Source organism: Weissella kandleri (genome assembly GCF_045504165.1).
Classification (GTDB): Bacteria; Bacillota; Bacilli; order Lactobacillales; family Lactobacillaceae; genus Weissella; species Weissella kandleri_A.
This window is the reverse complement of the sequence record NZ_JBJJNY010000009.1, coordinates 17,378-31,595: the sequence shown is the minus strand read 5'-3', so window position 1 is coordinate 31,595 and position 14,218 is coordinate 17,378. Positions and strand designations below refer to the sequence as shown.

Annotated in this window: 13 protein-coding genes; 1 reads left to right on the top strand and 12 read right to left on the bottom strand. The window is 41.5% G+C overall.

The features are described from left to right. Positions 1-69: 69 nt before the first annotated feature. The 12 genes from thrS to ACJQWY_RS05290 form a co-directional block, all read right to left on the bottom strand. The gene (thrS, locus tag ACJQWY_RS05345; protein WP_407076702.1) at positions 70-2,025 is read right to left on the bottom strand and encodes a threonine--tRNA ligase; all 1,956 of its coding nucleotides are present in this window, start codon (positions 2,023-2,025) and stop codon (positions 70-72) included. 371 nt (positions 2,026-2,396) lie between these two features. Continuing rightward, on the bottom strand, positions 2,397-2,852 hold the full coding sequence (locus ACJQWY_RS05340) for a flavodoxin domain-containing protein (protein ID WP_407076701.1): 456 nt from the start codon (positions 2,850-2,852) through the stop codon (positions 2,397-2,399). A gap of 13 nt (positions 2,853-2,865) precedes the next feature. Next, entirely contained in the window at positions 2,866-3,369 is a 504-nt protein-coding gene (locus tag ACJQWY_RS05335) for a YehS family protein (protein ID WP_407076700.1), read from the bottom strand. A gap of 18 nt (positions 3,370-3,387) precedes the next feature. Next, positions 3,388-5,406, bottom strand: coding sequence for a DNA mismatch repair endonuclease MutL (gene mutL, locus ACJQWY_RS05330; protein ID WP_407076699.1), 2,019 nt, complete (start codon positions 5,404-5,406; stop codon positions 3,388-3,390). A 20-nt stretch (positions 5,407-5,426) separates the two neighbouring features. Then, positions 5,427-5,972 carry an ECF-type riboflavin transporter substrate-binding protein gene (locus tag ACJQWY_RS05325; protein WP_407076698.1) on the bottom strand — a complete coding sequence of 182 codons (546 nt, stop codon included), beginning with the start codon at positions 5,970-5,972 and terminating at the stop codon, positions 5,427-5,429. A gap of 5 nt (positions 5,973-5,977) precedes the next feature. Further along, complete coding sequence (locus ACJQWY_RS05320; RefSeq protein ID WP_407076697.1) at positions 5,978-6,547, bottom strand: hypothetical protein; 570 nt, start codon at positions 6,545-6,547, stop codon at positions 5,978-5,980. A 173-nt stretch (positions 6,548-6,720) separates the two neighbouring features. Beyond that, a complete protein-coding gene (groL, locus tag ACJQWY_RS05315) occupies positions 6,721-8,343 on the bottom strand; it encodes a chaperonin GroEL (protein WP_407076696.1) in 1,623 nt (540 codons plus the stop codon). A gap of 57 nt (positions 8,344-8,400) precedes the next feature. Then, complete coding sequence (locus ACJQWY_RS05310) at positions 8,401-8,676, bottom strand: co-chaperone GroES (protein ID WP_407076695.1); 276 nt, start codon at positions 8,674-8,676, stop codon at positions 8,401-8,403. Positions 8,677-8,830: 154 nt separating this feature from the next. Next, entirely contained in the window at positions 8,831-9,475 is a 645-nt protein-coding gene (locus tag ACJQWY_RS05305) for an HD domain-containing protein (RefSeq protein ID WP_407076694.1), read from the bottom strand. 56 nt (positions 9,476-9,531) lie between these two features. Next, positions 9,532-11,184 (bottom strand): formate--tetrahydrofolate ligase, encoded by a 1,653-nt coding sequence (locus ACJQWY_RS05300; protein ID WP_407076693.1) that lies wholly within the window; start codon positions 11,182-11,184, stop codon positions 9,532-9,534. 135 nt (positions 11,185-11,319) lie between these two features. Beyond that, positions 11,320-11,922, bottom strand: coding sequence for an ECF transporter S component (locus ACJQWY_RS05295; protein WP_407076692.1), 603 nt, complete (start codon positions 11,920-11,922; stop codon positions 11,320-11,322). A 35-nt stretch (positions 11,923-11,957) separates the two neighbouring features. Further along, positions 11,958-13,151, bottom strand: a complete 1,194-nt coding sequence (locus ACJQWY_RS05290; protein WP_407076691.1) for an aminotransferase class I/II-fold pyridoxal phosphate-dependent enzyme — start codon at positions 13,149-13,151, stop codon at positions 11,958-11,960. A gap of 317 nt (positions 13,152-13,468) precedes the next feature. Between ACJQWY_RS05290 and ACJQWY_RS05285 the strand changes: the two genes are divergently transcribed. Next, complete coding sequence (locus ACJQWY_RS05285) at positions 13,469-14,212, top strand: M15 family metallopeptidase (RefSeq protein WP_407076690.1); 744 nt, start codon at positions 13,469-13,471, stop codon at positions 14,210-14,212. The last annotated feature ends 6 nt before the right edge of the window (positions 14,213-14,218 follow it).

Below are 14,218 nucleotides of genomic sequence, written 5' to 3'. Positions count from 1 at the left end.
CTTCCAACCGACAAAAAAGAACCGCTAATGCTAGCGGTTCTAGTATTCCATCATTCAAAATAAAATTACTTATTCAGCTTTGCCTTCACTTCGCGAATAATTCGCAATATCAGCGAACAATTTTTCCTTAAAGTCCTGATATGGTAGCGTTTCAGTAGCCCGTGAACCAAATTGACGAATCGTTACACTCTGATGCGCTTTTTCATCATCCCCGATTACCAAGGTATAAGGAATCTTCAATGATTGCGCATCGCGAATCAGATAACCCAACTTTTCGTTACGTTCATCATACTCGGCGCGAATACCTTCATGCTTTAGCTCATCAACGATGGTCTTAGCATACTCACTGTGAGCTTCCCGATTAACCGGAATCACCCGCACTTGATGAGGGGCCAACCAAGTTGGGAAGGCACCCTTATACATCTCAATCAAGTGTGCGGTGAAGCGCTCCATCGTTGAAATAACACCCCGGTGAATCATCACAGGCCGGTGCTTTTCACCATCAGCACCAATATAGTTCAAATCAAACTTTTCAGGCAATAAGAAGTCTAATTGAATTGTTGACAACGTCTCTTCACCACCCAAAGCCGTCTTGATTTGGACATCTAGCTTAGGCCCGTAAAAGGCTGCTTCCCCTTCGGCCTCAAAGTAATCCAACCCCATGTCATCCATCGCTGCTTTCAACATGGTTTGTGACTTAGCCCACATTTCATCATCATCAAAATACTTTTCCGTATTCTCAGGATCGCGATATGAAAGGCGGAAACGATATTCATTAATATCAAAATCATCATAAACATCAATCATCAAATTCAAAATATTTTTGAATTCATCCTCGATTTGATCTAAGGTAACAAACGTGTGCCCATCATTCAAAGTCATTTCACGAACACGTGATAAACCAGTCAAAGCCCCTGACTTCTCATAACGATGCATCATTCCCAGTTCCGCAATCCGCAATGGTAATTCCTTATATGAACGAGGGTGATGCTTATAAACTTGAATATGCGAAGGACAATTCATCGGCCGCAATTCCAAGAATTCACCATCACCCATATCCATTGGTGGGAACATGTCTTCATGGTAGTGATCCCAATGTCCTGAAGTCTTATATAATTCCAGGTTTGACAAAATTGGCGTATAAACGTGCTCGTAACCGGCCTCTAATTCGCGGTCAACGATATAACGCTCCAACGTACGACGAATGGCCGCCCCATTTGGCATCCAAACTGGCAATCCAGACCCTACTTCTTGAGAAGTAAAGAACAAATCTTGTTGTGCCCCAATCCGACGGTGGTCACGTTCTTTGGCTTCTTCACGCCGCTTCAATTCTGCTTCCAAATCTTCATCATTCCAAAAAGCCGTCCCATAAATTCGTTGCAACATTGGGTTAGAAGACTTTCCACGCCAATAAGCCCCAGCCACTGAAGTCAACTTAAAGTGCTTAATCCACCCCGTTGAAGGGACTAATCCGCCTTTATCTAGTTCCACGTGTTCACCTTGCACCGCGATTGAAATTTTTTCGTCAGCAGGCAAATCATTGATCAATTCCACCTTATATGGATCATCTTTAAACATTTCCAAGGCTTCAGTCCGTGAAATTTGATGTGAAACAATTGGGAGATTCTCTTTGACAATTTTATGCATGATTTTTTCAATCTCAGGGAATTCCTCAACTGAAACCTGACCATCTGCATTATCAGTGTCATAATAAAAACCATTATCAATGGCTGGTCCTACTCCAAAATGCATATCAGGATGCAAACGCTTGAGGGCTTGGGCCATCAAATGCGAAGCTGAATGCCGAAGCAAACGTAAAGCTTCATCCGAATCCTTAGTAATTAATTCAAAATCACCACCAACTTCCATTGCATCGTGCATTCCAACATATTCACCATTTAAGCGACCTGAAACCGCCTTCTTAGCGAGCGATTTTGAAATTCCATTTGCCACTTCTAGTGGTGTTATGCCGGTTGCAAATTCTTTTACCGCTCCATCTGGAAACTTAATCTCAATTTGTGCCATGATTTACTCCTTATATTATTGAATCTTACTCATTGTTAAATCTATTGAAAATAAAAAAGCGCCCCATTCTGACAAATATAGCCAGAACAGGACGTTTCCACGTGGTACCACCCGTTTTCTATTCCCGAAAAGGAATACTCAAACTCCCTTAACGCGGGAAACGCAATCTATTATTTCTAGACTGTCTTCAAAAGTAGTATCATCAATGCTCCGAGGACTGTCTCTCACCAATCACAATCTCGCTATTTCTCTTTTAGCATTCATAACGTGTCTTTATCAACGATTTATTAATTTCATTATAGGCATATCTTCTCATAATAACAAGGTTAGATTTTACTCTAAAATGTTTAAATGTGCAAACACAGCGCCTGCTAACGCTGTTGCGCGGTTTGAACAAGTTGCTGGGTAAACTTTTGTAAGGTCTCCACAGCCTGAGCGTCCGGGCGTAAATTAACTTTCACCCCTGAAGCACCTTTGATACCAGCCGTCTTTTCAAATTGATCTTCCAATAAATCTACAGCCGTCCCATAATCATCACCATAATAAACGTCACCTGATCCGGCGACACCATAAATCACTTGTTTTAAATTAGCATCCGGCAAATCTTCGTAAAAATCGAGGGCCTCATCCGCTAAAGTTCCTAAATCAAAGGTATAAACGACTGTCACTAAAATATCTTGTTCAGCTGGGTCAAGGTCCAAGGCATCAACATACGTGATATCTTCTTTGGTTGTTTCAACTTGAAGGCGTTGCAATTCGGCGATAATCACATCGGCGACTTCTTCATTATTTCCTGTCAAAGTTGCATATAGTACTCGTGCCCGCATGTTTAGTCCTCCTTTAATCGGCATGATTTTTAGTATGATATTCCATTCCCATCCCCTTTAATAAGTTTCGCAAATAACGGTCCCCAGCAGGTCGGTAATTTCGATGATCCGACCGCCGTAAAACTGCACTTAATTCGGCGTTTGAAACTTTGATACCTGCAGTCTTAAAGAAACTTTGATAATCTTCACTGGTATAGTGCATCGCAATTTTAAGTTTTTTCATCACCACATTGTTAATGTCGTCTTCTTTTTGCATATCAAACGTCAGAGGCTCTGGCTCTCCATTAGCCTTACGCTTAATCCCTCGTTGCGAAATAATTAACCCATTCATAAATCGTTCTAATTCTCGCATCGTTAAATTCTGATCGCGAGCTGTTTCTGGGGCTTGCTTTTGTAAAATTTTATGTAGGAGACTCGCGTCCACTTGTAATCCACCAAAATTAAAAATTTTCATCATATCTGGATCGCTAATTGATAACGCATATTTTAAGCGAATCACAATATCATTATTATTCATTTTTTTCTCCACTTTAAACTAGAAAGGATGTTGGTCATATTCTTGCCAGGGTTCATGACTATCTTGAATCCGTTTAAACATCTTTGCCAAATCCCGATCCGTTAAATGAACTACGACCGGCCGACCATGCGGACAATTATAAGGATTTTTAGTTTGCTGTAACTGATCGAGCAAGCCCTGAGCTTCGGTACCATTTAATTTCCAATTGGCCTTAATGGAACGTTTGCAAGCCATCATAATCGCCGTCCGCTCACGAAAATCAGCCAACGTTAACCGCCCATCGCGTAACACCCAGTCCAACATTTCACGTACAATGGCTTCTTCTTGTCCCGCAATCATCCAGCCGGGATGTTCACGCAACATCAAAGTATTCTTACCAAATTGCTCCAAGTGTAAGCCTAATTCTTCTAACTGCGTTTTTTCACCTTCCAATTGTAACATTTCGGCGGTTGAAAATTCAAAGACCAAAGGTACTAACAATTTTTGTTGCTCTAAACCAGTTTGCGCTAGCTGTTCATAAAAAGCTTCATATTTAATCCGCTCTTGCGCAGCATGCTGGTCAATTAGATACAAGCCATCCAACCCTTGTGCAAATAAAAAGGTTCCATGAAATTGTCCAATGTATTCCAAATTAGGAAAACTAGAATTAACTGTCGGTTGTTCACTAGCATCAACCGTCTCATTCAACGTCAAAGCAGTTTGCATTCCTGGCAAACGGGGTGAATTCTGCGGACCAAAAGGTGTTACTTCATTACCTTCATATTTATGCGCAAAATCTTGCACGGTGCCTCTTTTTAAATCTGCTTTAGTCGCGACCATAATAGGGACTACTACTTGCATATCTTCCACAGGCCGCTTGTTCTCTGGTACGGACTGCTCAATCGATTCATGCATCGTAAAATGAGCCATGGTTTGCTTTTGTGAGGTAGCATTTAATTGATTAATAAAATTTGTTGAGGCTAATGGATCCTCATCCTTCAATTCATCCTTAGAATTAGTGGCGTTCGCAGCTGTCTCATTTAAATTTTCATACCCATCTGGAATAAGATTTACTGCTTGAAAAGCCCCTTGTACCATCTGCTCCAACAAAGCTTCCAGTTGATTCTCTTTACTGATACGGACTTCAAACTTTTGGGGATGGACGTTCACATCTACTAACCGGGGATCCATTTCAATTTGTAAAACAGCAATGGGAAAACGCCCGACCATAAGCCGAGTGCCATACCCTTTCAACAGCGCATTCGTCAAAGCATAATTTTTAACATAACGTCCATTAATTAATAACGTCATATACGAACGATTTGAGCGCGTCACTTGGGGCTTAGCAATCCAACCTTGCACTTTAAAATCCGCATCATGCGCTTTTACAGCCAGCATTTCACGCGCATTATTGACCCCATACACTGAACTAATCACTTGTTGTAAATTATCATTGCCCGAGGTCGCTAATACTTTTTTACCATTATGTTGAAGCCGGAAGGCAATATGTGGATAACTAAACGCCAAGCGATTAATAATATCAACAATTTTGGCCATTTCCGTACTCTGTGACTTTAAATATTTTAAGCGTGCCGGTGTATTATAAAACAAATCACGAACGGTGATGTCCGTACCTTGCCGCGCACTTCCACTGCGTTCCGTTAACCATTCGTTCCCTTTAATTTGCACATACGCGCCTTGCTGAGCGCCCGGAATGGCTGTCTCTAGTACCACATCGGCAACAGACGCAATCGAAGGTAACGCCTCACCACGAAAACCCAAGGTCATAATTTTAAATAAATCACCTTTATCATAAATTTTTGACGTTGCATGCCGCAAGAAAGCCGCCTTTACCTGATTAGCTGGAATTCCTAAACCATCATCAATAACTTCAATCGATTGAACACCGGCCGCTTCAACTAACACGTCAATTGTATGTGCCTGAGCATCAATCGCATTTTCAACTAATTCTTTTACCACAGACGCGGGACGCTCAATGACTTCACCAGCCGCAATCTGATTGGCCAAAGTTTCTGAAAGCTCTAAAATATCTGCCATCGTTCCCCTTCACCTCTAATCTAAGCGTCTTTGCCCTGACGCAAATGATGTATTTTTTGATATAACCACAAACCACATGTTCCCATCGTTGCAATAACCACGAAGTTGCTAATTCCCGCATACCAACCTTGTTTGAAGACAATCGCTGAGGGTGATCCATAAATCAAAACATCGCCTAATGGTGCAATCACCATCCAGGCGATAACATTGGCCACTAATTGCCATAAATTAAATTGCCAAATTTTAGACCATGTCAACCGCCCTTGTCCTAATTTCAAACGTTGGGCCGCTAGACCAAGCAATAACCCAAATAAACCGTCCGCAATCACCCAAGACCACCAAGCGTTGCCAATAAACCAGAGATCATGAACGGCATGCCCAAACAGGGCCACTAACATCCCTAAAATCGGACCACCCGCGGCCGTCACCACCGCTAACCAACCCATTCCTAAGTTAATTTGCGTATGATCAATCCCCGTTGGAATTTTAAACCATAACATCAATCCTGTAAAAATCAGGCTACCAATAATTAAAGCTAAGATCCACTTCGTTTTTTTAAACCGCATCCCACTTAAACTCCTTTAGTCGTCTTTTTTACAGCGGATTTTTTTGTTAGTTCCTTTTTAGCTTTCGGCTTAGTAGCTTTTTTCACCGCTTTTGTTACTTTAGCAGTATCCGGTGCTAACTCAGACTCTGCTTTGGGCTCTTGATAATTATTAATGCTTTCAAGTTCTTGATCAAAAAATTGCGCAATTTTACCTTTAACTGAATCTGAATCATCCAGATAACTTTGCACTGAAGCGGCTAATTCAATCCGCAAACCAGACCGGGTCACATGGGGATGCTCAACAATCATATAAATGTTCACTTCTTTGGCTGGATCATCAATCACAATTTTACTGATTTGATTAACATACCGTAATGGTAAATTAATTAAATTACTTTCTAAAGTTAGATGAATCGGCTCCGTCCCACTAATCATAATTTCGCCACTGACCATTTGATTAGCCTGTAATTGCTGTTCAACATAATCAAACAGCGGATCTAATTGCACTGTACTCTGATCTGCCGCCGTCCATACCTTATGTTCAATCTCTTCGGCCTTGAGTAGCGCAATTAACTCATTTCCTGTCCGTTCCATACTTATACATCCTTTTTATAGAATTACCTTTATCCTAATAAACTTTTAACTTTCATTTTAACATACATTAACGGTGAACCGCTTAGTTTAAAACTATAAAAAAGAAGCTAAGCAACCAATCATTGCTTAACCTCTTATTTTAAATCAATTTCATTGATAAACTATCTAATAGTTTACATCATTCCACCCATTCCAGCTTGTGGGTTAGCAACTGGGGCGTCGTTATCAGCTGGTACGTCCGCTACAACTGCTTCAGTCGTCAACATCAAAGCTGAAACTGAGGCTGCATTTTGCAAAGCTGAACGCGTAACCTTGGTTGGATCAACGATTCCGGCTGAAATCATATCAACCCATGAATCATCGGCAGCATTGTACCCAGTTCCAACTTCTTGCATTTTCAACTTATTAACAATTACTGAGCCTTCTAATCCAGCATTTTCAGCAATTTGACGCACAGGAGCCTCCAAAGCCCGCTCAACAATGCTAATTCCAGTTTGAACATCTCCTTCGGCCTTCAAAGCTTGAACAGCTGGGATAGCATTAACCAAAGCGGTTCCACCACCAGCAACAAAGCCTTCTTCAACGGCGGCTCGAGTTGCGTTCAAAGCATCTTCAATCCGGTACTTGCGTTCCTTCAATTCAGTTTCAGTGGCGGCCCCAACGTTAATCACAGCAACACCACCAGCCAACTTAGCCAAACGCTCTTGCAATTTCTCACGATCAAAGTCAGAAGTTGTCTCAGCAACTTGCTTCTTGATTAGTCCAACACGCTCATCCAAAAGGGCTTTATCACCAGCTCCTTCAACGATAGTAGTTGAATCCTTTGTAATGGTAATCTTAGCAGCTTGTCCCAAATTATCAATTGTAACATCCTTCAAATTCAAGCCCAAGTCATCAGTAATAACAGTTCCACCCGTCAAGATGGCGATATCAGCTAACATTTCCTTACGCCGATCTCCAAAACCAGGAGCCTTAACCGCAACCACATTGAAGGTTCCACGCATCTTATTCAAGACCAATGTTGGCAAAGCTTCACCTGTCACATCATCAGCAATAATAATCAAAGACCGACCTTGTTCAACAACTTGTTGCAAAACAGGCAAGATATCTTGAATGTTTCCAATCTTTTTATCTGTAATCAAGATGTATGGATTATCCAAATTGGCTTCCATCTTTTCATTATCAGTAACCATGTATTGTGACATGTATCCACGATCGAATTGCATTCCTTCAACTACATCCAAAGTTGTGTCAATTCCTTTTGATTCTTCGATGGTAATGACACCATCATGACCAACTTTTTCCATAGCTTCTGCAATCAAAGCCCCAACTTCTTCATTAGCGGCTGAAATTGAAGCAATTTGCGCAATTTCTTCCTTTGTTGAGACAGTCTTTGACATATCATGCAACGCCTTAACTGCTGCATTTGTAGCCATCTCAATTCCATGCCGGACCCCCACTGGGTTAGCCCCAGCCGTAACATTCTTCAACCCTTCATTAATAATTGCTTGGGCCAAGACCGTAGCAGTTGTGGTTCCATCACCGGCAATATCATTTGTCTTTGAAGCAACTTCGGCTACTAACTTAGCCCCCATGTCTTCGAAATGATCTTCAAGGTCAATTGACTTGGCAATTGTAACTCCGTCATTAGTGATTGTTGGAGCTCCAAAGCTTTGTTCAATCACAACGTTTCGCCCCTTAGGACCAATTGTTGTTTTAACAGTATTAGCTAATTGATCAACCCCAGCTTGCATCTTTGCACGTGCATCTTCTGAAAACTTTAATTCTTTAGCCATTTTATTTTTCCTCGCTTCATTTAAAATATTTCTATAAAGATTGCAATTTTAAATTTTTTACATAACCGCCATTACATCTTTTTCATGTAAAACGATGTACTTTTGCCCGTCATTTTCAATTTCTTTACCGGCGTATTGATCATACATGACTTGATCACCAACTTTAACCGCTTGAGGAGCTTTCAAATCGCCCACAGTCACTTCAGAAACAGCGACAACTTCACCTGTTCCTGAGTTTTCTTGTGCATTCGAAGCAAGCACGATTCCACCTACCGTCTGTTCCTTTTCGCTAACAACTTGGACCAAAATACGATCTCCTAATGGCTTCAACATGATACGAATTCCTCCTTATTTTTTAGCACTCTCTTTTTATCAGTGCTAATCTACAACTAATATAATAACACACTGGGCTGATTTTTCAAATTTTTTTTAATATTTTCGCCATTTTTTATTTGCAACAGACTACAAAGTCTTATCACAGCAAGGTTTAGCGTTCACCTTGCACTTCAGCTTTAAATTCATCGAGGAAGAATTCCATGAAGGCCGTCCGCCGCTTAGCAATTTCCCGTGCGCTTTCCGTATTCATTAAATCAGCTAATTTCAACAATTTTTCATAAAAATGATTAATCACTGTACTGTTTTTCCGATATTCATCGTGCGTTAAATCCTTCCGGGCTGCTTCATTTGGATTATACATCAAATTACCTGCATATCCCCCATACATAAAAGTCCGTCCAATACCGAGAGCACCAAGTGCATCAAGACGATCAGCATCTTGAACAATTTGACCTTCCGTAGATAACGTATAGTGTTGCTCCAAATTTGCCGAGTAAGACATATGCGTCATAATCTCTAAGACCGCCGCCCGCTCGTCATCGCTAAGACCCCATTCACGCATCTGAACTCTTAAATCATCAATGGCTTGATTGACATCATCAATTAATTTTTCATCAATTAAATCATGCAATAACACTGTAGTCCGTACGACATCCGCATCAAAGGCTTGATCAGGCATTTTTTGCATGATTTGTTCGGCATTTTTTAAAACCCGTTCTAAATGTAGAAAATCATGTCCTGAAGAATCATTTCGCGTCATTGTTTGCACATAATCTTTTATTTCATCCAAATTCATTCTAATTCAACCCACTTTCGCTATCCTCATTTAAAGTTTTACAATGTACCATTCATTTAATCCAAGCCTGTAATCCGGCCATTTTCATCAATATCAATCCGATTCGCAGATGGTACTTTAGGCAACCCCGGCATGGTTAAAATATTACCGGTCAACGCCACAATGAAGCCCGCGCCTTTTTTAAGCTCCAACTCACGAATATGAATAATAAAGTCTTCAGGCGCCCCCAACTGTTTGGCATCATCAGAAAATGAATATTGTGTCTTGGCCATCACAATCGGCATTTTATCCCAACCATACGTTTTAAAGGTGGCTAATTGTTTTTGCGCCTTGGGAGCTAATTCATAACCGCGGCCACCATAAATTTCAGTCACAATCTTTTGCATCTTGGTCTCAAATTTATCGTCGGCCTGATACAATGGTTGGAAAGTTTGCTCATTATTAGCTACTTCTTGCACAGCTTGTGCTAAGTCAAGTGCCCCTTCTCCCCCATGAGCCCAAACATTGGTTTCATAAGCTTGACTACCATGTTGAGCGGTAAATTGTTGAATCAAGGCTACTTCTTCATCGGTATCCGTCACAAACCGATTAATTGCGACCAATACCGGTTTACCATAACGTTGCATTGCTTGCAAATGCCGTGCTAAATTCTTTAGTCCCACCTTCAGCGCCTTCAAGTCAGGTATCTGCAAGTCTTTTCGTGCTTGACCACCGTTATACTTTAAGGCCCGTACTGTCGCCACCACCACTACCACATCAGGTGCTTGGCCTAAAATCGGCACTTTAATATCCATAAATTTTTCGCCACCCAAATCAGCGCCAAAGCCAGCTTCGGTAATGGTAAAATCAGCCAATTGCAAAGCCGTATCCGTGGCCAAAACGGAATTAGTCCCCTGCGCAATATTAGCAAACGGTCCACCGTGAATCAAAGCAGGAGTATGTTCTAAGGTTTGAACTAAGTTAGGCTTAATAGCATCTTTTAACATCACCGTTAACGCTCCGGCTACGCCTAATTGTGCGACATTGACCGGTTCATTATCATAGGTATAACCAATCACAATCCGTTCAATCCGATTTTTCAAATCCATCAAATCCTGCGATAAGGTTAAAATTGCCATTAATTCGGAAGCAACGGTAATATCAAACCCACTTTCGCGGGGAACTCCTGAAGTTGTCCCCCCCAGGCCAATATTTACATGGCGGAGTGCGCGATCATTCACATCTAAGACCCGCTTCCAAACAATCCGCCGTGGATCTAATTGCAACGGATTTCCCTGCTGTAAACTATTATCAATCAGCGCAGCTAATGTATTATGTGCACTCGTTAAAGCATGAAAGTCACCGGTAAAATGTAAATTAATATCAGCCATTGGAATAACTTGTGCCATTCCACCACCAGTCGCACCACCTTTTAATCCCATCACAGGCCCCATTGACGGTTCACGCAACGCCACCATTGTTTTAACCCGGGTTTGATTCATTGCATCAGCTAAGCCAACCGTGACAGTCGATTTCCCTTCGCCGGCTGGGGTGGGACTAATTGCGGTCACCAAGACCAATTTCCCCCGAACCCGTTCTTTTTTAAGCGTAATTTTAGCTTTATCGTTTCCATAAGGCTCAAATTCGTCTGGCATTAACTCCACCCGTTCGGCTATTCGGTCAATCGGCCAAATTTCAGCGTTCTGTGCAATCTCAACATCACTTAACATCACAATCCCTCACTTACTTCCACTTAACAGCAAACTTTTATCCTTAAACTTAAATAATATAACTATGTTTCCATTATACTAAAAAAATGCTGATTCCTTGGCTTTTTCCACCTTAGCATCAACATTCTAGTAAATTTATAATTTATTAATCGCTTTTAAGACCGGACCACCTACTAATAGGCTTAACACCCCGTCTAAAAAGATTTCTAATACAGCATTCGCCCCAGCTAAAGAAGTAAACATCCAAATAATTCCAACATTATTAGGAAGCCCTGCTACCGTAGTATTAAAGATCCGAAAATGAATCCACGTTAACATAATTACCAACACCGTATTAATCAGAGCCGTTAACGCCCCCATCATAAACATGCTGACTAAATGCTTTGCTCCTTGTTGCTGGCGCACATACCGCCAGTAGAGCCACCCAATAATGATCCCCCCTAACATCCGAGGCACAAACGCCACTAATGGGTCACGAAACATTAAAGCACCGATACCCATCGGAATGGTCCACGCATGGTAAAAAGATAAAGCCCCCATTACCAAACCCAACAACATCCCCACTTTCGGTCCTAAGATCATGGCACCTAAAGCTACCGTAAAAGGAATAATAGTGACGCGCACCATCGGGTTAATTGGAATAAATCCTAGCCAAGGAATAATACTTTGTAACAAGACAATCGCAATAAACAACGCGGTTAAAACCAGGCGTTGGGTTGAATTTTTTTGCCGATTCATCATGCACTCCTTCAATCTTTGCGTAAGCGAATCCTTTAGGCCCGCTCAGCCCGTTTTTTTTCAATCCAAGCTGCCATTCGATCCATTGCAACCGCTAAGGCTTCATCATCTCCAGCGTAACAAATACGAATATATTCTGCTGTTGCATCCGAGAAGGCTATCCCAGGGGCAACACCTACGCCTCCTTCAACCGCCAAATCCCACGCAAATTGTAAACCGTCTGTACCAGCTGAAAAGTCTTCTGGAATTTTAGCAAAAATATAGAAAGCCCCCTGAGGATTACCAACATCAAAGCCCATGTCTGACATTCGCTGCATCGCATAATCACGGCGCCGTTGATAAATTGGGCGCATTTGATCTGGCGCGTCAGCCGCAATGGTTACTGCCGCTCGGGCTCCATCTTGCGTCACTTGTGGTAACGCGAAAGTCAAAGTGTCATGCACTTTCCCGACTTCGTTAATAATAGCTTCAGACCCCATGACAAAGCCAATCCGATAGCCCGTCATCGCGTGCGACTTAGATAATCCGGTAATTAATACCGTTTGATCTGGTAACAGGTTCATCATTGACATATGCTTAACATCATATGTTAACTCCGCATAAATTTCATCTGAAATAACCCAAATTTGATGCTTTTTGAAGACTTCCGCTAAAGCTTTAAGTTCATCTTCAGTATAAGTTACTCCCGTGGGATTACTTGGGTAGTTAAAGAGAACAACTTTAACTTTCAAATCGGTCTCAGCCAAGGCTTTTTCCACCGCTTCAGGCGTCAACTTAAAGTGATTTGAAGTCGTGTCTAACTTCAACATTTTACCCCCAATAATATTAATTGCCGCAAAATATGGAGGGTAAGATGGGGTTGGAATTAAGACCCCATCACCAGGTGTCAACAAAGTTTGGAACAACGCATAAATCGATTCAGTCACCCCAGAGGTAACGATGACATTTTCAGGACCATGAAAATGTAAATCAAACTTCCGATCATAATAATCGACTGCAGCTTGCCGTAATGCCAAATCACCTTCAGCTACGGCGTAGTGTGAATGATCATCTTCGATTGCTTGAATCATGGTTTGTTTAACCCGATCATCAACATTAAACCCGGGTTCTCCAAAAGTTAAGTATACTAAATCATCAAGCCCAGAAAGTTTCTTTTGAAAACCGGTTAGGCCATCAATCGTCATCGCTTTGACTGTTTGATTAATTGGTTGAATAAAATCTTTCGTCATCTAAAATATAGCCTCCATTTTTGCTAGATTTCAAAACCGCGGCAGGCTCATTGCTTATCCCCACGCGCTAAAAATTATTACTATGTGAAACTTATTCGTTATTTTAACACTATTTCTATCGCTTACGCTACCTCTTTACTAAAATCACCTACGTGACCACTACGAAATAATTACATTAAATTTGTATTTTTATTATCCATCAATCAAAGTAGCCGCAAACACCACACTAATTTCTGAAGATTATTGTTCCCCTTGATTCATTTTCGGTATAATAAAAGACAAGACTTATATCACAAGACAAACAGAAAGAGGTTTTCATGGACCAAGAATTATATCAACCCATTCCTAAAGATATTGCTACATGGGATTGGAGCGCTACTCTCACGCGTCCCATTACTGAAAATCACGAACCGCTAGTGCCCTTAGGACTCCTCCCTGAGCAAATCATTGTCCAACCGGCCTATTTTATCCAGGGCCTATCGGGAACTATGTCAGAACTTTACGCACGCCAGCAAGTGCAAAAACAACTTGCCTATGCCGCTAGCCTACTTCCTGCCAATTATCATCTAGTTATTTTTGACGCTTGGCGTTCAGTGACCACGCAAGCTGCCCTTTTCCATTCACTCAAGCGTAAAATTGCCAACAGCCATCCTGACTGGACCAAACAACAAGTTATTGATGCAACTTTAACGACGGTCGCTGCCCCTTCTCGGAACGAACATAAACCTTCTCCACATAATACCGGGGGGGCCATCGATTTAACTATCGCTGATGATCAAGGATTGCTACTTGACATGGACTCACCTTTTGACGATTTTCGGGAAAACGCACAAACTAATTATCTCGAATGCAAAGCACATCTAACGCCTGCTGAAGTTGCTGCCCGTGATAATCGCCGGTTACTATATAATATTATGCATAAAGCTGGGTTTACCAATTTGATTAATGAATGGTGGCACTTTGATTACGGTAATCAAAATTGGGCCCAATGCACGTCACACCCTGAGGCGCTGTATGGAGCAATCAAACCAACTTTCCCTTGGGTGACCATCCTTGATTAATGCCCA

Coding starts and splice junctions, on each gene's coding strand:
- mutL (WP_407076699.1), bottom strand. CDS start 5,406: ATGGCAGATATTTTAGAGCTTTCAGAAACTTTGGCCAATCAGATTGCG.
- ACJQWY_RS05305 (WP_407076694.1), bottom strand. CDS start 9,475: ATGAATTTGGATGAAATAAAAGATTATGTGCAAACAATGACGCGAAAT.
- ACJQWY_RS05285 (WP_407076690.1), top strand. CDS start 13,469: ATGGACCAAGAATTATATCAACCCATTCCTAAAGATATTGCTACATGG.
- ACJQWY_RS05325 (WP_407076698.1), bottom strand. CDS start 5,972: ATGCGGTTTAAAAAAACGAAGTGGATCTTAGCTTTAATTATTGGTAGC.
- thrS (WP_407076702.1), bottom strand. CDS start 2,025: ATGGCACAAATTGAGATTAAGTTTCCAGATGGAGCGGTAAAAGAATTT.
- ACJQWY_RS05335 (WP_407076700.1), bottom strand. CDS start 3,369: ATGAATAATAATGATATTGTGATTCGCTTAAAATATGCGTTATCAATT.
- ACJQWY_RS05310 (WP_407076695.1), bottom strand. CDS start 8,676: ATGTTGAAGCCATTAGGAGATCGTATTTTGGTCCAAGTTGTTAGCGAA.
- ACJQWY_RS05340 (WP_407076701.1), bottom strand. CDS start 2,852: ATGCGGGCACGAGTACTATATGCAACTTTGACAGGAAATAATGAAGAA.
- groL (WP_407076696.1), bottom strand. CDS start 8,343: ATGGCTAAAGAATTAAAGTTTTCAGAAGATGCACGTGCAAAGATGCAA.
- ACJQWY_RS05320 (WP_407076697.1), bottom strand. CDS start 6,547: ATGGAACGGACAGGAAATGAGTTAATTGCGCTACTCAAGGCCGAAGAG.
- ACJQWY_RS05290 (WP_407076691.1), bottom strand. CDS start 13,151: ATGACGAAAGATTTTATTCAACCAATTAATCAAACAGTCAAAGCGATG.
- ACJQWY_RS05300 (WP_407076693.1), bottom strand. CDS start 11,184: ATGTTAAGTGATGTTGAGATTGCACAGAACGCTGAAATTTGGCCGATT.
- ACJQWY_RS05295 (WP_407076692.1), bottom strand. CDS start 11,922: ATGAATCGGCAAAAAAATTCAACCCAACGCCTGGTTTTAACCGCGTTG.